Origin of the sequence: Bordetella sp. 15P40C-2, from assembly GCF_009763235.1 — a bacterium.
In the GTDB taxonomy this organism is placed as follows: Bacteria; Pseudomonadota; Gammaproteobacteria; order Burkholderiales; family Burkholderiaceae_B; genus Bordetella_A.
In genome coordinates this window covers 1-16,860 of the sequence record NZ_WSJA01000042.1, presented here as the reverse complement: position 1 = coordinate 16,860, position 16,860 = coordinate 1, and the positions used below count along the sequence as shown (strand labels likewise).

The 16,860-nt window shown below is 61.6% G+C and carries 16 protein-coding genes; 3 read left to right on the top strand and 13 right to left on the bottom strand.

The features are described from left to right. The first annotated feature begins 65 nt into the window (after positions 1-65). Positions 66-863, top strand: coding sequence for an enoyl-CoA hydratase/isomerase family protein (locus GOQ25_RS16345; RefSeq protein WP_160351539.1), 798 nt, complete (start codon positions 66-68; stop codon positions 861-863). 146 nt (positions 864-1,009) lie between these two features. On the opposite strand, the gene GOQ25_RS16340 is transcribed toward GOQ25_RS16345, so the two are convergent. The 13 genes from GOQ25_RS16340 to GOQ25_RS16280 all read right to left on the bottom strand — a co-directional run bounded on the left by GOQ25_RS16340 (position 1,010) and on the right by GOQ25_RS16280 (position 15,615). Next, on the bottom strand, positions 1,010-1,996 hold the full coding sequence (locus tag GOQ25_RS16340; protein ID WP_160351538.1) for an LD-carboxypeptidase: 987 nt from the start codon (positions 1,994-1,996) through the stop codon (positions 1,010-1,012). After that, on the bottom strand, positions 1,993-2,487 hold the full coding sequence (tadA, locus tag GOQ25_RS16335) for a tRNA adenosine(34) deaminase TadA (protein ID WP_370519972.1): 495 nt from the start codon (positions 2,485-2,487) through the stop codon (positions 1,993-1,995). The genes GOQ25_RS16340 and tadA overlap by 4 nt, the downstream gene beginning before the upstream one ends. Continuing rightward, entirely contained in the window at positions 2,480-3,328 is an 849-nt protein-coding gene (locus GOQ25_RS16330; RefSeq protein WP_160351537.1) for an HAD family hydrolase, read from the bottom strand. Before GOQ25_RS16330 ends, tadA begins: the two co-directional genes overlap by 8 nt. Before the next feature lie 170 nt (positions 3,329-3,498). Next, positions 3,499-4,089: a hypothetical protein gene (locus GOQ25_RS19720; RefSeq protein ID WP_202109513.1), complete on the bottom strand. Its 591-nt coding sequence runs from the start codon at positions 4,087-4,089 to the stop codon at positions 3,499-3,501. A gap of 149 nt (positions 4,090-4,238) precedes the next feature. Next, positions 4,239-4,571, bottom strand: coding sequence for a monovalent cation/H(+) antiporter subunit G (gene mnhG / locus GOQ25_RS16320; RefSeq protein WP_160351536.1), 333 nt, complete (start codon positions 4,569-4,571; stop codon positions 4,239-4,241). Further along, the gene (locus tag GOQ25_RS16315; RefSeq protein ID WP_160351535.1) at positions 4,568-4,849 is read right to left on the bottom strand and encodes a K+/H+ antiporter subunit F; all 282 of its coding nucleotides are present in this window, start codon (positions 4,847-4,849) and stop codon (positions 4,568-4,570) included. Before GOQ25_RS16315 ends, mnhG begins: the two co-directional genes overlap by 4 nt. Then, positions 4,846-5,322: a Na+/H+ antiporter subunit E gene (locus tag GOQ25_RS16310; RefSeq protein WP_160351534.1), complete on the bottom strand. Its 477-nt coding sequence runs from the start codon at positions 5,320-5,322 to the stop codon at positions 4,846-4,848. The genes GOQ25_RS16315 and GOQ25_RS16310 overlap by 4 nt, the downstream gene beginning before the upstream one ends. After that, the gene (locus GOQ25_RS16305; protein ID WP_160351533.1) at positions 5,322-6,947 is read right to left on the bottom strand and encodes a monovalent cation/H+ antiporter subunit D; all 1,626 of its coding nucleotides are present in this window, start codon (positions 6,945-6,947) and stop codon (positions 5,322-5,324) included. The genes GOQ25_RS16310 and GOQ25_RS16305 overlap by 1 nt, the downstream gene beginning before the upstream one ends. Then, entirely contained in the window at positions 6,944-7,288 is a 345-nt protein-coding gene (locus GOQ25_RS16300; protein ID WP_160351532.1) for a Na+/H+ antiporter subunit C, read from the bottom strand. Before GOQ25_RS16300 ends, GOQ25_RS16305 begins: the two co-directional genes overlap by 4 nt. After that, complete coding sequence (locus GOQ25_RS16295) at positions 7,288-10,191, bottom strand: monovalent cation/H+ antiporter subunit A (RefSeq protein WP_160351531.1); 2,904 nt, start codon at positions 10,189-10,191, stop codon at positions 7,288-7,290. Before GOQ25_RS16295 ends, GOQ25_RS16300 begins: the two co-directional genes overlap by 1 nt. A gap of 267 nt (positions 10,192-10,458) precedes the next feature. Then, positions 10,459-13,101 carry an AAA family ATPase gene (locus GOQ25_RS16290; protein WP_160351530.1) on the bottom strand — a complete coding sequence of 881 codons (2,643 nt, stop codon included), beginning with the start codon at positions 13,099-13,101 and terminating at the stop codon, positions 10,459-10,461. Beyond that, a complete protein-coding gene (locus GOQ25_RS16285) occupies positions 13,098-14,216 on the bottom strand; it encodes a DNA repair exonuclease (RefSeq protein WP_160351529.1) in 1,119 nt (372 codons plus the stop codon). The genes GOQ25_RS16290 and GOQ25_RS16285 overlap by 4 nt, the downstream gene beginning before the upstream one ends. A gap of 70 nt (positions 14,217-14,286) precedes the next feature. After that, entirely contained in the window at positions 14,287-15,615 is a 1,329-nt protein-coding gene (locus GOQ25_RS16280) for a D-amino acid dehydrogenase (protein WP_160351528.1), read from the bottom strand. Positions 15,616-15,753: 138 nt separating this feature from the next. Between GOQ25_RS16280 and GOQ25_RS16275 the strand changes: the two genes are divergently transcribed. Continuing rightward, the gene (locus GOQ25_RS16275) at positions 15,754-16,224 is read left to right on the top strand and encodes a winged helix-turn-helix transcriptional regulator (RefSeq protein WP_160351527.1); all 471 of its coding nucleotides are present in this window, start codon (positions 15,754-15,756) and stop codon (positions 16,222-16,224) included. A gap of 39 nt (positions 16,225-16,263) precedes the next feature. Then, positions 16,264-16,860: DUF502 domain-containing protein (locus GOQ25_RS16270; RefSeq protein ID WP_160351760.1), on the top strand; the 597-nt coding region annotated here is incomplete at its 3' end.

Genomic DNA, 16,860 nt, shown 5'->3' with positions numbered 1-16,860 from the left:
GCTCCTGCTTGTCGGGCGTAGCGCCGCATCATGATCTAGCCCTGTAGACTTAAAGGAAGCCCCCCATGCTGCAAACCCTGGAAGTCGGATATGGATCTCAAACCGCCGTGGTCTGGCTGTCGCGTCCCGAGGTGCGCAATGCCCTCGACGCGCGCTTGATCGATGAGTTGATGGAAACGTTCACGACATTGGCTGCCGATGACAACGTGCGCGCCATCGTGCTGGCCGGGCGTGGCAAGGTCTTTTGCGCAGGGGCCGATCTGACCGCCATGCGGGCCAGCGCCCAAGCCAACGAAGCGCAAAACCAAGCCGATGCGATGCGTCTGGCCACCCTGCTCCATACGATCTATACCTGCCCCAAACCCACCATCGCGCGCCTGCATGGCGCCTGCATGGCGGGTGGCCTGGGGTTGGCGACTGCGTGCGACGTGGCTATCGCGAGCCGCGACACCCGATTCGCGCTGACGGAAACGCGACTAGGCCTGATTCCCTCGATGATTTCGCCGTATGTATTGCGCGCGATCGGGCCGCGTGAGGCGAGCAGATGGTTCTTGACTGCCGAAGTCTTCGACGCTGCCCAAGCATTGCGCATGGGTCTGATCCACGATGTGTGCGAGGTGGAGGATCTCGACACGCATATCAACGGCATCCTGGAAAATGTGCTGCTGGGATCTCCCAATGCATTGCGTGAATCCAAGCACTTGATTCACGAGGTCACCGGGCAGCCGATAGATGCCGCCCTGCTCGCCGACACCGCGCGGCGGCTCGCTCAACTACGAGCCAGCGCGGATGGCAAGGAAGGTGTCGCGGCCTTCTTGGAAAAAAGAAAGCCTGCTTGGGTTGCCACGGCGCAAGGCGCTTAACCCTGAACGCATCCGTTTGCCGCCTCACATCGCTACACGCGTCGAGGCGGCAATTCCGTCTTGGTCCCAGGATAACGTCACAAAAGCCAGAGCCAGCACCGCTCGCGCATTAACCGCACGAGCGAGCCCGCCTCCACACGGTCGATTTAATGCTCGTGCTCGTCAATCACGAGGTGCACCATGCCAGCCTCGGTCGCGATGCCAACCTTCTTGCCGATGGGTAGCGTCGCCTTGCTACGGATATGGCCATACGGCAATCCGGTTATGACCGGCACTTTCACCACGCTGCGCAACCATTTGATCACGGCGGGCATGTCGTAGCCGGCGTCATGCGGGGCGAGCCGGTACTCGGTGAAATGGCCGAACACGATGGCCTTCTGCTTTTGCAAAATCCCGGCCTGCCACAGCTGGGCCAGCATACGCTCCACACGGTAAGGATGTTCGGCCACGTCTTCCAGGAACAGAATCCCACCACGAATCTTGGGCATATAGGGCGTGCCCAGCAGCGACATCATCGTCGCCAGATTGCCGCCCCACAGCACACCGCGCGCATCCACCGGATCCGCATCCGAGGTTTCAAAGCTCAGGATCTCCAGTTCGCCGCGCATCAGTTCGCCGAACAATGCGGCGGTGAGGTCATCGACTTTTTTGCCGCCGAAGTCGGCGACCGCGGTGGGACCGGAATAGCTCACCGCGCCGGTTTGCGCCAACAGCGCCAGATTGAATGCCGTGAAGTCGCTCAGGCCGACAAAGCGCTTGCCGCTATCGGCCACCGCGCGCCAGTCGATCAGCGGCAAGAGGCGGCTTAAGCCATAGCCGCCGCGCGTCGCCATGACGATGGGGTATTTCTGCTTCAATGCGCGTTCGATGCCCGCGAGGCGTTGCTTTTCGGTCCCCGCGAATCGCTGGTTCACGGCGAGCGCGGCACGGTCGACCTTGGTCTTGAATCCTTCCTGTTCCAACCGTTCGCATGCCAGCGCGACAGTGGCCGGGTCGCGTACCGCTGACGAAGGCGAGATTAAATAAATGCCGCCGGCCTCTGGCCGTGCATGGTGATGGTGATGCTCGTGGTCGCACCCCTCGGCGCAATCATGGCCCGCGTGACCGTGCGCGGCTTGGGTGGATTTTTTCATTTAATGGTTTCCTTTTGACGACGCTCACGGAAAAACCTGCGCAGCACATCGCCGCAAGGTTCCGCCAGAACGCCACCGGTAACTGTCGTGTGGTGATTTAACTGCGCCAGCGCGCCGACATTGAGCACGCTGCCACAGGCGCCTGTCTTGGGATCACTGGCGCCGTAGACCACACGGGCCAGACGCGCATGCAGCATCGCACCGATGCACATGACACAAGGCTCGAGCGTCACGTACAGCGTGATTCCAGGAAGACGATAATTTTCCAGATGTTTGGCGGCCGCGCGCAGTGCGACGATTTCTGCGTGGGCGGTGGGATCGCTGTCAATGATGGTGCGATTGCATCCGGCACCTAACACTTGACCTTGCGCATCGACGACCACCGCGCCCACGGGGACTTCGCCCAGCCGCCACGCGGCTTCGGCCTGCTCTAGCGCCAGGGACATGAAATAGGTGTCGGTGGGCACGCTGGTCAACACTTCATCAACCACGATACACCCGCGATTTCAACGCCACGCGCGCGGCCAGACTGGTCACGGCCTCTTCCAGCCATTGATAGAGTTCGGCATCTTCTCCATAGCGTGCCTGATTCAAATTCGACACCCGGCCTTCTTCGATAAACCCCCACGCGCGGCTGCGTTTGTCACGATGCTTTGGGTCCCACACACCAAACGCATAGCCACCGGCTCGCCGGATGAGGGAAAAACAAGGAATATCGGTATAGCCATCGCCCACGAAGATCATCTGGTCAAACGGGACGCGCAGCTTGTCCTCGGGCACCTTGCGATTGACTTCGAATGGCTTATTGCGAAACTCGCGCCCGATGATGCCTTTTTGGATATGAAAGAGATAGCGCGTCTTGTCGGTGAAGCTCACGAGGCGCCGGGGAAACGCGATGCCGCCATCGTCGCCATAAACGAACTCGGATGCCCAGATCTCGGTGAATTCGTGGGCGATTGGCGTGGAACGCACGACATCGCCAATGCCGCTGGAAATCAGATAGAACTCCAGGCGCACCTGAGGATGCTCGGCATTGACCGCGGCACGCAGGCGTTGGAACAACGTTGCCACCCCGTCGTGTAGCGGAAGGGTTGCGCCCCATTGCTGCAACCGTTGCTGCGTGATCAGGCCATGTTCGCCGCCACGAGAGAGCTGAATCATCTCGTGTAGATATGCGGGAACCGGGTCCCAGTCTTCGTGTGCCAGCAGGGGCTCGACCTTATCCTTCCAGAAGGCCGCGGTGTCCACCCCGATGCTGGTCAAAAAGCCGGAGGTGCTGTCAGGCGCCAGCGTATCGTCGAAATCGAATATGAGGGCGATGACGTCAGACATGGAATGACAAAAAGTCGGGAACAGGCGACATTTTGCCTGATCCCGACTGCGGCGTCTTTCCGTTAACTCTGGGCTGGTCCCAGATGACCCAAATCCAGCCCTGGATGAGCCCCCTGCGCCGAGCCGTCCGAATCTCGTGAACGGCTCGCGCTAGGCGCTTGCCGACTTTATCAACGCACTGGCACGGGGGCCGCGGGCGCCGGCATGGTTGACGACGGCGCAGGCGTCACGGGAGAGACCGGCGTGCCGGGCGTGACGGCGGGTGCCACCGGCGCCACCGGAGGCGTCATTGGTGCAGCGGGCGTCGCAGCGCCCGGCACCGTTCCCGGTGTGGTGGTCGCGCCCGGCGTCCCCGGCGGGACCTGGATGACGGTCTCGCGCAACACGCCGCCGCCTTCGACGCTACCACTAACTTGGGAAGGTTGCTGCATCTGAATCATGCAATCTTCGCGCTGCGCTTGAGGCAGCTTGTTGCAGCGATCCATGGCGTTATTGCCATAATTGCCCGCTTGGCCGTCATCCAGCCGTTGGCGACGGGCTTCGTCCCGCGCGGCGCCGGCCTCTTGCAGGCATACGTCGCGACTTTGATGCGTTTGGCCGTTGTTGCAGCGCTGGACATCGCGCTCGTACTGTGCCTGGATATCGGCCGGAGTTTTGGTTTGGGCAGCGCTGACCGCAGAAACAGCTCCCAAGCCTGCGCAGGCGCTCAACGCGGCGAATGCCAGCGTGCAATACCGGTTTTGCATACGTCGTAGGTTCATATTCCGCTCCTTCAGCTATGCTGGGCGGTGGGATGCCCAGTCAGGGTTTTACCTTATGCGAAAGGCTGGACCCCAGGCGCGACCCAAATGTTACAAACCCATCTGGCGGTTAATGAACCCGGGGTGACGTAGCACCCCGATACGATTCCTCAGTTCCGATTGAATTCGCCCTGTTCGCGACGGCGACGATAGATGGCGGCGCGCATCAGCAGCATTGCGGTCACGGGCGAGGACGTGAAAAGCAGCAGGGTAATCAGGATCTCGTGGATCACAAACCGATGTTGGGTAGCGGAAAAAACCAATATCGAGGCCACCAGCACACAGGCCGCCCCGAGCGTATTCCCCAAAGTCGGCGCGTGAATGCGCGATTTAAAGTCTTCGAACCGCAGCAGCCCGAACGATCCGATCAGCGAAATTGCCGCGCCAAATACCAGCAGCAAGCTGGCGGGGATGGCCGCCCACAACGGGATGTCCGGCATCATGGCTCGATCACCTCCCCGCGCAACAGGAATTTCGACATGGCCGTGGACCCGACAAAGCCGAACAAGGCGATCAACAACGCGACGTCGAAATACACCGAGGTGCCCGAACGTATGCCAAAAGCCAGCATGGTCAACATGCCATTGACATAAAAAGCATCCAGGGCGAGCACACGATCCTGGGCTGTCGGCCCCCGGACCAGACGCACCGTTGCGCACGCCATTCCCAACACAAAGCACAGCAGCGCAAAGCTCGCCGCCCAATACAAAATCTGGTTCATTGGAAAACCTCCATCAGCGTGCGCTCGTACCGCGTCTTGACCAGCTCGATCCAGAAATCCTCGTGCTCCAAATCCAGCACATGCAGCGTTAAGACGTTGTTAGATACGTCCACCCACACCGTACCGGGGGTGTAGGTCAATATGCAGCCCAACAGAGCCCGACCATGCGGATCGTGTAAATCAAGCGGAATATGCACATAACCGGGCGTATACGGACGCCGGCGTGCCAATATCAGCCGAGCGACCTCGAAATTCGAGCGAATGATGTCCACCACCACCCGACGCGCCAGACCGATCAACAGCCACAATTTATGAGGCCGACTGCGCAAGGGCCTGAGACGGCTGGAGGCATAGCCCAGCCATAGAGCCAGCGCCAAGCCCACCACGACCTGCCCGGCCGACATGGACTCGTTGAGCAACAACCATAATAGGAACAATATGGCCGGCAGCAGAATCTTGTACCAACGTCGCATCAGTGGCCTCCTACTGCTCGCGCCGGCCGGGCCGACATCACGGCATCGATATAGAGCGAGGGCTCGTCCAGCGAACGGGCCGCGTCGTCCAGATAGTCCGACACCGGGTTAGCCGCCGCGACCAGCGCCACGCACAGCAGAATCAGCAACGCCACGGGCCCGGCTTCCAAAACGCGCAGGCGCGGCGTCGTGCGCTCGTCGCTGCCCCAGAAAATCCGGATACCGGTACGACCCAAAGCCACGATTCCCGCCAGTCCCGCTGCGAGCACAGCCGCCACCAGTATCCAGGCATCGGCCGGTTGCGGCGAGCTATTGGCCTCGGCCACCGCGGCCGATAACAAGGAGAACTTCGCCACAAAGCCGGACAATGGAGGCAGCCCTGTCACCAGCAGGGAACAAGACACAAATGCCAGCCCCAGAAACGCCATCGCCGCGGGGATCGCCACGCCGACCACGTCGTCGGAGCGATTCGGCGACTCTGGATCATCCAGATCGAACAAATCCAGCGTCACGGCCAACACATTCGCGCCAAAAGTCTGAGTACGTTCGACCAGTTCCACCAGCATGAAGAACGCACCCGTCGTCAGCACAGAGCTGATCAGATAAAAGAGCGCGGGCCCCGTCAACCGTACACCCGGCATGCCCAGCGCGGTCAGTAGCGTGCCCGCGGAAATGATGACGCAGTAACTGACCTGCTGATCCAACCGCTGAGTCGCCACCAACCCGATCGAGCCGAAAATCAATGTCGCCAACCCCGCGGCAAACATCCAATCCAGGCTGAACGCCGCAGGTGCCCCGGTCGGCAGCAGCAAGGAGCCGATACGCAGCAGCGCATAGATGCCCACCTTGGTCATGACGGAAAACACCGCCGCCACCGGCGCACTCGCGGCGCTATAGCCGCGCACCAGCCAGAAGTTCAATGGCCAAGCGCCGGCCTTGACTAGGAAAGCCAGGCCCAGCACTGCCGCTCCCGCCTCGAACAACAGCCGGCCGCTGCCCGTCAGCGTGCCTGCCCGGACAGCCAGATCAGCAAGATTCAACGTCCCCGTCACACCGTAGATGAGCGCGATACTGATCAGCAACAGGAACGACGCCACGAGGTTGACGGCGATGTACTGCAGTCCGGCACTGACCCGCGCCACGCCAGAGCCGTGCAAAATCAAGCCGTAAGACGCGGCTAGCAACACCTCGAAGAACACAAACAGGTTAAACAGATCGCCCGTCAAGAATGCGCCGTTCAGACCCATCAACAGGAACTGGAACAGCGAATGAAAATGCACCCCGAGTCGATCCCAGCGGGCTAACGAGTAAATCAACGAGGCAAGCCCCAGCACCGCCGTCAGCGTCAGCATAATGGCCGACAGACGGTCGACCGCTAGCACGATGCCAAATGGCGCGGCCCAGTCGCCCGCCAGATAGACCCCCACTCCGTTGGGCCATACCCCCCAGGCACCGTCGGCCAACGCGAGCAGCAAAATGGCTGCCGCGAGTTGCGCGATATTTGAAACTAAAGCAATGCCCGCGCGCGTCCATCGACGCTTATCCGCCAATAACAACATCGCCGCCCCCGCGATAAGCGGGATGGCGATGGGATACATGGGCGCATGTTGCAACCAATCGATCAAGATTCCGACTCCCTGCCATCAACGTGGTCGGTGCCAGTCAACCCGCGAGAAGCCAGCAATACGACAAGAAACAAAGCGGTGGTGGCAAAACCAATCACAATGGCGGTCAACACCAGTGCCTGTGGCACGGGGTCTGCCATCGCGGCCGGGTCAGGCGTCACCGAGGGATCAATGACAGGCGGGCGTCCCACGGTCAGACGGCCCATGCCAAAGATGAAAAGGTTCACGGCATAAGACATCAAGGTCAGGCCCATGATGACCTGGAACGTGCGTGGGCGCAGGATCAGCCACACGCCCGATCCGGCCAACACGCCGATGGCGATGGCGTAGATGACTTCCATTAAGCAGGACTCCCGGATTCGGCGGCTGCCTGTGCTTCGGCGGCCGCTTTACGTTGCGCGCGCAAGGATTGGTGAGCCAGCGCGAGCAAGATGAGCACTGTGCCGCCAACCACCAACATATAGACCCCAAGATCGAAGAACAGCACACTGGATAAGTGCACATGGCCCACGACGGGTAAATGAATGTCCCACGCGATCGCAGAGAGGAACGGACGCGCGAAGAACCAAGCCGACAAGGCCGTCAGCCCCGCACACAATAGCCCGAGCGCGATCCAGTGCTGCGGGTTGAGGCGGCTGCGCGACTCGACCCAATACACGCCACCGACCATGTACTGCAAGATCACGGCGGTCGCCATCACCAGCCCGCCGACAAAGCCGCCGCCCGGAGAGTTATGCCCCCGCAATAACAAGTAAATCGATATCAGCCCGGCGATCGGCAACAGGAACCGCACCAACACCGCGGGCAAGGCCAAGGCGTTATCGGGCAACAGCGCGTGAACATCGGGCGAGGCGACGGCTTCGTCCTGGTCACGTTGCTGACGCGGCAAGGCAATGCTCTCGGCTGGCGGACGGAAACGACGCAGCAAGGCATACACCGTCAGCGCCACGATACCCACGACCGTGATCTCACCCATCGTGTCAAAGCCCCGGAAATCGACCAAAATGACGTTAACAACGTTGGTGCCGCCGCCTTCGGGCAGCGCTTTTTCCACGAAAAATGATGCGACCGTTTCGCCGGCGGGGCGAGTGAGGACCGCGTAAGCCAACGCCGCCAGCGCGGTGCCCGAGACAGCGGCAATCGCCAGATCCCGCACCCGCCGCGAGCGCGCGCGCAGACTGCCATCCTTGTCGCCACCTTCGATACGGCGCGGCAACCATCGCAGGCCGAGCAACAGCAACACGACCGTGACGACCTCCACGGCGAGCTGCGTCAGCGCCAGGTCCGGCGCCGAAAACCATACGAACGTCAGACACGTCACCAGGCCGGCGCCACCGGACAAGATCAAGGCCGCCAGACGATGGAATTTCGCCTGATACGCAGCGCCCACCGCGCAGATCGCGCCGACAATCCACAGCAACATAAACGCCGGGTCAATCGGCGTCAATGCCGAAGGCGCATCATTCCATTCCCCGCCATGTAACGGCAGCCACGCTACGAACAGCGCGCCGAGCACGATCAGCACCATCTGCACCTGCATCCGCGGTGAGGACACGCGATCGAGGACCCAGCTGGCGGCGACCGAAGAATAATCGATCAGGAATTCAAACGTGCGCCGGCCGTCAAAATGGTAGATAAACGGAACACGCCCGGGATGCCTGCGCTGACGCGCGCGCAGCGCCAGATACAGAAGTATCCCCGCCACCATCGCCACCACGCTCATCACCAACGGCAGATTCACGCCGTGCCAGACTGACAGACTGTACTCGGGCATATCCGCGCCCAAAATACTGAAAGCGGCTGTATGCAGGAACGGGCCCACAGTCAGCCCGGGGATGATACCCACCAACAGGCACAGCAGCACCAACAACCCGCTAGGCACCAGCATGAAGAGCGGCGGCTCATGCGGCGCACGCGGCAAGTCTTCGGCCGGAGGTCCAAAAAATACCTGCAAGATAAAGCGCAAGGAATACGCCACGCTAAAGGCGCTGGCCACCACCGCCATCGCGGGCAGGCCGTATTGAATCATCGGATCGCCGCTCACGAATGTGGTTTCGGCAAAGAACATTTCCTTGGACAAGAAGCCATTGAGCAGGGGCACGCCCGCCATCGCCGCGGCCGCCACCACCGCCAGCGTCGCGGTGATCGGCATCGCGCGGCGCAAACCGCTCAAACGCCCCAGATCCCGTGTGCCGGTCTCGTGATCGACAATGCCCGCAGCCATGAACAGCGAGGCCTTGAACGTCGCGTGGTTGACCATATGAAAGATGGCCGCCACGAGACCGAGCGAGCTATTCATCCCCAACAGCAGCGTGATCAGACCCAGGTGACTGATCGTCGAATACGCCAGCACGCCTTTCATGTCCTGCTGGAAGATCGCCGCATAAGCCCCCAGCACAAGCGAACACAGACCAAGGCCACCGACAATCCAGAACCATTCGTCCGTACCAGCCAGCACTGGCCAAAATCGCGCGAGCAAAAATACCCCGGCCTTGACCATCGTGGCCGAGTGCAAATACGCCGACACCGGCGTTGGCGCGGCCATCGCGTTGGGCAACCAGAATTGAAATGGGAACTGCGCGCTCTTGGTCAGCGCGCCCAATGCCACCAATATCAGGACCGCGGGATACCAAGGATTGGCGCGGACCACATCGCCCGCCGCGAGGACCTTGTCCATGTCGTAGCTGCCGACGATATGCCCGAGGATCAGCACCCCGGCCAGCAAACAGAGACCGCCCGCGCCGGTGATCGTCAGCGCCATCCTCGCCCCGCGTCGCGCATCCTGACGGTGATGCCAATAAGCAATCAACATAAAGGAAGCGAGGCTCGTCATTTCCCAGAAGAGCACGAGCTGGATCAGATTGCCCGACAGCACCACGCCCAGCATGGCGGCCATGAAGGCCTGGAAAAATGAGAAAAACCGCGGGACGGGGTCTTCCGGCGACATGTAATACCGGGCGTACAGCACCACCAACGCGCCCATGCCCGAAACGATCAACGCGAACAGCCAAGCATAGCCGTCCATGCGCAACGCGAACTGCAATCCCAAGGCCGGCGCCCACGCCATATCCATACGCACCACGCCGCCATCGGCGACCTGAGGGTACAGGCTGGCGACCAAGAGGAATGAGGCTAACGCCGTGGCACCGGCGAGCCAGGCTTCGGCGTTGCGTGCGTTAGCAGGCAACAGCGCGGCACACAGGCTGCCTGCGAAAGGTAGCGCGAGAATCAGAATCAGCGACATGGTGTTCCGGGAGATCCGGCAGCCCGGTTCGCAATCGCGCACCAGATTTGAAGCCGGAGAGACAGTACGGAGATACAGGATCGGACGGGCATGGCAAGACACCTTGAAACGTGTCGAGGCCGCCTTCGCCGCGCGACCGCGCATCCACCCGGAAAAATATCAGATTCTAGTAATCTGCGCATGACGACATAAGCGAATTTTGCTGACTTTGGATGCCAAAGTGGAAATTTCAGTGGAATTTCGGACCAGATTAGGGGTAACCGAACGTCACAACGACCGCACCAGCGGTACATCTCGTATCGCCACACCCATGTCCTGCCATGCCTCTCGATGGCAGGTGAAGAGCAGTACCTGGTGGCGAGACGCAACGTCGTAAAGGGCCCGTTTCATCAAATCGCGTCGTTGTGAATCCGCGTGGACCAAGGTGTCGTCCAACACCAATAAGGTCGGGCGTCCGGCTTGCTGCAGCAAATCCGCATACGCGAATCGTGCCAGCACGCCCAGCTGTTCGCGGGTGCCGAAGCTCAATGCGTCCAACGGTTGAGCGGCGTCGGCGTGTGCTGCGCGTACCAGCGCGTCGGGCCGCAGGCTATCGTCCAGCCGCCACTGCGCACCCGGGAACAAGAGACCGACATAATGGCGCAAGCGTTGCGACAGCGGCTCCAGCAGTCGGCGCGTCGCATCGTCGCGGCGTTCCCGCAATAATTGCCAGAGCAAGTCCAACGCTTGCGCCCGCGCAGCGAACTCATCGCGCCGGCGCGTCAGGCGTTGCGCCTCGGCCTGTGCTTGCGCGAGCCGCTCCCCTACCCCGTGTGCCTGCGCCTGTTCGAGTTTTCCCTGCAGCTGCAGCAGTTCCCCATGGCGCCGCTGCTGCTCGTCGCGCAACAATCGGGCGGACTGCTCGAAGCGGCGGGCGTCCTGTTCGATCAAGTCCGGCTGCAAGGCCTGCAATGCTGCCTGCGCCGCCTCGCACCGATGCGCCAAGGTGTCGCGCGTCGCGAGCGCCTGGACCAGCCGCGCGCCGCGCTGGCCGCGCTGTTCGGCGCGTGCGGGCGCGTCGAAGTCCGCCTGGCGGGCCTCGTATTGCGACTGCAAAAGCTGCGCCTGTGCTTGCTGCGTATCGCGCGCTGTGCGCGCGGACGTGACGGCGCGCGTGAGGTGTTCGGCTTCGGCCTGAGCGGCTTGCAGCTTACGCTGGGCTTCAGGCAAATCCAGATCCGCCTGATCCTCGGGCAAACTGACCAACCGTGCGCGCTGCTGAGCCAGTCGATCTTGGGTCTGCTCCAAGTCATCACGCAGGCTTTGCACACCATCCGGCGCCTGGACGCGCAATGCGCGGCGGGCCATGTCCAGATCGCGTAGCACTTGTTCGTAAGCCGCCGCGCGCGCCTCCGCCTGCGCAAGCGATTCCACGCCCGCTTGTGCCAACAAGGCGTTGCGTTCGATCTCCGCGCCCTCGATCGCGGCCAGAATCGCCGGCAAATCACTACCGCCGGGCTCGATGCGCAGCGTCCCCACGCCTGGGATGGGTATGTCGGCGGGTTCGCTAATCAGCACCTCGCCCTCGCCCGTGCGTTCCTGCCCCGCCAGCTGCAATGCTTGACCCGGCGCCAGTCGATGAACGACCCGGGTTGCACCCGCGTTACGTTGGATATGCAGTTGCGCAAGACGCTGTTCGACGGCTCGCAGCGCACGCACGACTTTGTCGTCGATATGAACCTGCGTGGCCTGAGCCTGTAGCGCTTGTACCTGCTCCGTCAACCGCTCCGCTTGCGCGATGGCCTCGCGGGCAGTGGTCGAGTGCTTATCCAGAAAGGCGATCTGCGTCGCGCACTCTTGACGTTGCGCGACCTGCTGAGCGGCGACCACGCGCGCCTGGGCCCGTGCTAACTGTTCGGCCGCAACTTCTTGCTCACGTAAAACCCTCTCCAGGCGCTCCGTAGTCGGAGCCAGAGCGGCCGCCGCCGCTTCGGCCTCGAGACGCAGTGCCTTCAAGGCAGCTTCATCCCGTTGATCGCGCTCGACCTGCTCGCGCAACAAGCTCAACGTATCGTTGGCCTGCGCTAACTCGCGCTGCAACGTCGCCAGCGCCTCGCGTTCCCGGCCGATTTCCGCCAATCGCGCGCGGGCCTCTGACGCCCGTCGTTCCAGCGCCAACCAAGGCTGTTCCTGCTCGGCCTTGTCATAATCGCGCCGCAGCGCGGCCAGACGATCGACATCGGCATCGAGCGCCTGCTTGTCGGCCGTGAGCGTGAGCAGCAATTGCTCGGCTCGCGCCAACGCGTCTTCCGCTTCCTTGTACGCGCCCTTGGGGCGACCACTGCGCCCATCGCGCAGCGCGCCCCTTTCGGCCTCGACTCGCGCGAAAAGCGAGTCGCCATCGACCGCGCTCAATTCGCCGGTCAAGCGCGTAAGCGCCTCTCTGACATGCAGTTGTGCATGCGCGACGGGATCCAGCAAGTTCTGCCCCTCGCCCTGCGAAATCCAGAGCAGGCCGGGAATGCCGCCGTGCTCGGGCCGACTATTGCCTTTGGCCGAAAACTCAAACCCCAACAGCCCAGCCAACGCATTTTCGGCCGATTCTCCCTCGTGGCGCTCGGCGCCGCCATCGATCAACAGTTCGCAGCGCGCCCGGCTCAGGAACGTCTTGCGCAGCACATACTCCCGCCCATCGTGGGCGAATGCGATTTCCACGGAGGGACGCGCCCCGCTTGATCCCCACGGCGCCAGGTCGGCAACCTTGGTGGTCTTATAACGTTCGAGAAACGCGGCGCGTATGGCGGTGGCAAACGTGCTCTTGCCTGCCTCGTTGGGCCCCGCAATGACGTTCAGGCCTTCGGCCAGGTCGTCCAGAACGACGGGCTCGCGAAACTTGCGGAATTCCTCGATAGCGATTCGGTGCAGCCTCATGCGGCCTCCGAATGCTCGCGCTGGAACTGCACCAGCAGTCTCAACGCGTGCCGCGCGGTGTGCGCCTGCACGGGATCGTCTTGCAGGGCTTGCAGCTGAGCCGCCACCTCGGCGACATAGCCGCTCGCGCCCAAGGCTGATAAATCCGCCTCGCCGGGCATCAACGACAGCTGTTCGCTGTCGAGCAGCACCGCACGACTGCGCGCGGCGGCGCGCGCGATGGCTTCTTGCAGCGCATCCCAGGCGTGCAGCGGCAAATGGCCGCTCAATTCCAAACGCAGGACGTCCTGGGCGCCAATCTCTTGCAATCGGTGCGCAAGCGCTTCGGCATCCGAGTCCAATGTCAGCGCCTCGCTCCACAGTGACCATCGATAGCGCCCCACGGGCTCAATCTGCACTTCCGGTTCGGCGCCGATACCGTGTATCCGTACATCCAGCACATTGCCGTTATCGTTGGACCGGAATCGATCTGGCTCTGGCGTGCCCGCGTACCAGGTACGGGCATCGATTTGCAGCGTGCCATGCCAATCGCCCAAGGCCAGATATTGCAGCTGCGCGCGGCTGGCTCGATCGGCGGCGATGGGGTTGGCGGAATCAATACTGTCTGGCAGACGACCCGTCACGCTGCCATGCGCGAGGCCAACGCGGACGCGACCCGGCTGCGTTTCCATGCCGTCAAAGACCGCGGTGGTGTCATCATAGGTATGACGCTGCGTAAGGGGCGCAGCCAACACCGCGAGATTCTGTTGCGGCAGGTCAATCACCCCTGGACACATCGGGATATGGACGTTTTGCCCGATGCACCCAAGCTGGTGGGCGCGCGACCACACGCTATCGATCAGCGCCGCGTCATGGTTGCCCGCGATCATGACCCATGGCCCCGCATAGGCGGACATGGCATCGAACACACGCCGGATACTTCGATCCGACACGGCCTGCGTGTCGAACACATCGCCCGCGACCAACACGGCATCCGCGCGTCGCTCGGCCGCCAGCGTCGCGATCCGGCCGACGACCTCGTAGCGCGCTTCGGCCAGCATGGCCGCATCGTCCCCATCAAACTGGCCGTATTGCCGCCCGATCTGCCAGTCGGCGGTATGGATGATATGTGTCACGAGATCCCTGAGTGTGCCTGCATCATGGCGGGATTGTGGCACAACATCAGGGATAACGCGGATACGTCTATTAACTCGATGCTGGCTGGCCCGAGGTACGCTGCTCTTCGCCTAGCCGGGCGCCTGATACAGGCGAACGCGTCTTGGCATATCGCGATATGGCCAGATCGTCGGCCCGTATCGCCGGCGCCTGCCCGGTAATCAGATCCGCCAGCAGCTTCGCTGATCCGCAAGACATGGTCCAGCCAAGCGTGCCATGCCCCGTATTGAGATAAAGGTTCGAATAACGCGTCGCGCCGATAATCGGTGTACCGTCCGGCGTCATCGGCCGCAGTCCGGTCCAGAACTCGGCGCCCGCCACGTCACCCGAACCGGGATACAGATCGTTGACCACGAATTCCAGCGTGCGGCGCCGCTCGGGATTCAGCCGCAAGTCGAACCCCGACAGCTCGGCCATGCCGCCGACGCGGATACGATCATCGAATCGTGTGACGGCGACCTTGTAGGTTTCGTCCAATACGGTGGACACCGGGCCGGCCTGCTCGTTGGTCAACGGGATGGTCAACGAATAACCCTTGACCGGATACACGGGCAGATCCAGCCCCAGTGGCGCAAGGAAGTCGCGCGTATAGCTGCCAAAGGCCGCCACATACCGGTCAGCGGTCAACACCTCCTCGCCGACCCGCACGCCAGTGATCTGCCCGTGCGCAAAGTTGAGGCCAGAGACAACCTGCCCATAGCGGAACCGCACACCCTGCGAGGCGGCCAGTTGCGCAAGTCGTTCGGTAAACAGGCGGCAGTCGCCGGTTTCGTCATTAGGCAGGCGCAAGCCACCGGTCAGTTTATGCGCCACATTGGCCAGGGCCGGTTCGGCGCTGTGCAGGCTTGCGCTGTCGAGCAACTCGTAGGGAACGCCGCAGGACTCCAACACCTCGATATCGCGCTGGGCCGCTTCATATTGGTCGCGCGTGCGAAAAAGCTGCAGCGTCCCGCGCGTGCGCGCCTCGTACGCGATGCCGGTGTCGTCGCGCAATGCCTTCAGGCAATCTCGGCTGTATTCGGCCAAGCGCAACATGCGCGCCTTGTTGACGGCGTAACGGCTGGCGGAGCAATTGGCCAGCATGGCGGCGAGCCAACGCCATTGATATAGCGTGCCATCGGGCCGGATCGCCAGGGGCGCGTGCTCTTTCTGAAACATCCACTTCAGCGCCTTGAACGGAATGCCCGGCGCGGCCCAGGGCGTCGAGTAGCCCGGTGACACTTGCCCGGCGTTGCCGTAGCTGGTTTCGCCGGCGCTGGTCGGCTGACGGTCAATCACGGTGACTGTCGCGCCCTGTTGGGCGAGGTAATACGCCGTCGTGGTGCCAATGACGCCACTACCCAAGACGATGACGTGCATGTTTTCCCCTATATAACAGGTGTCATATAAACAAACGCATAGTCTAGGCGTGCAGCGCTAGTGAAAAGCACTAAAATCCAGCGACCATTTTGGTGTTTTTGCTAAGGCAGGTAGGGAAATAAGCCCACCTAAAGTGAAATGCGCGAGCTCGATCGTATTGACCTGAAAATCCTGGATATTCTGCAGCGCGAGGGCCGTATTTCCATCACGGAGCTTGCCGAGCGCATCAGCCTGTCGGCCACGCCGTGTTCGGAACGCGTCAAGCGCTTAGAGCGCGAGGGCGTCATTACCGGCTATCATGCGCGCGTCAATCCCTCCGCGCTGGGTCTGAATCTGCTGGTGTTTCTCGAGATCAGGTTATCGGCCAAATCGGGCGATGTTTTCGACAAGGTCAAACAAGAGCTGCTTTATGTACCAGAGGTGATGGAATGCCATCTGGTGTCGGGCGAGTTCGATTATCTGGTCAAGGCGCGTCTGACAGAGATGAACGAATATCGCCGCCTGCTCGGCGATATTCTGAAGCGACTGCCTGCCTCGGCCGAGTCCCACAGCTATGTGGTCATGGAAGAGATCAAGGAAACCTTATACCTGCCTGTGGCGGGTCACTAGAGGCCTCACCCCTGTATGCAACCCAAAAAGTATCCTTTTATGGCGCGGTTGTCGCGGTATTTTTTCCGCGGTCTGATTACGGCCCTGCCGATCGTCCTGACGCTGTATGTGCTGTTCATCTTCCTGGCCTGGACGGAGCGCGCGGCCTTGGCGTTTTTGGGCCCGTTCATCGGCGGGTTTTATATTCCGGGCATGGGGCTGGCGCTGGGCGTACTCGGTATTCTGTTGATCGGATACCTGGTCTCTAAAGAGCGCGTTCAACGTATTTTTTACTTCCTGGAGATGCCTTTCACGAATATCCCCGTCGTGAAGAGCATTTATTCCTCGCTCAAGAGCTTCGCCGATTACTTTACGCCCAATGCGAAATCGGACACGCAGCATGTGGTGGTGCTGCGTATTCCTGGCCAGCCGCTCGAACTCGTCGGTCTGATCACGCGCCGCAATACCGAGGGGCTACCCGAGGGCTTTATGCAAGGCGAACGCGTGGCCGTGTACCTGCCCATGGGTTACATGATTGGTGGATACACCGTCTTTGTGCCGGCCGAATGGGTGCAGCCCATCGATATGTCGGTGGAAGAAGCCATGCGGGCGTCGCTCATCGCGTGGATGGCGCGCGCCCCGGGAGAACCTTATACC

Bases quoted from the DNA above. Each gene is read 5' to 3' on its own strand.
- GOQ25_RS16345 (WP_160351539.1), top strand. From the start codon at position 66: ATGCTGCAAACCCTGGAAGTCGGATATGGATCTCAAACCGCCGTGGTC.
- GOQ25_RS16340 (WP_160351538.1), bottom strand. From the start codon at position 1,996: ATGAAAAAATCCACCCAAGCCGCGCACGGTCACGCGGGCCATGATTGC.
- GOQ25_RS16330 (WP_160351537.1), bottom strand. From the start codon at position 3,328: ATGTCTGACGTCATCGCCCTCATATTCGATTTCGACGATACGCTGGCG.
- GOQ25_RS19720 (WP_202109513.1), bottom strand. From the start codon at position 4,089: ATGAACCTACGACGTATGCAAAACCGGTATTGCACGCTGGCATTCGCC.
- mnhG (WP_160351536.1), bottom strand. From the start codon at position 4,571: ATGATGCCGGACATCCCGTTGTGGGCGGCCATCCCCGCCAGCTTGCTG.
- GOQ25_RS16315 (WP_160351535.1), bottom strand. From the start codon at position 4,849: ATGAACCAGATTTTGTATTGGGCGGCGAGCTTTGCGCTGCTGTGCTTT.
- GOQ25_RS16310 (WP_160351534.1), bottom strand. From the start codon at position 5,322: ATGCGACGTTGGTACAAGATTCTGCTGCCGGCCATATTGTTCCTATTA.
- GOQ25_RS16300 (WP_160351532.1), bottom strand. From the start codon at position 7,288: ATGGAAGTCATCTACGCCATCGCCATCGGCGTGTTGGCCGGATCGGGC.
- GOQ25_RS16295 (WP_160351531.1), bottom strand. From the start codon at position 10,191: ATGTCGCTGATTCTGATTCTCGCGCTACCTTTCGCAGGCAGCCTGTGT.
- GOQ25_RS16290 (WP_160351530.1), bottom strand. From the start codon at position 13,101: ATGAGGCTGCACCGAATCGCTATCGAGGAATTCCGCAAGTTTCGCGAG.
- GOQ25_RS16280 (WP_160351528.1), bottom strand. From the start codon at position 15,615: ATGCACGTCATCGTCTTGGGTAGTGGCGTCATTGGCACCACGACGGCG.
- GOQ25_RS16275 (WP_160351527.1), top strand. From the start codon at position 15,754: ATGCGCGAGCTCGATCGTATTGACCTGAAAATCCTGGATATTCTGCAG.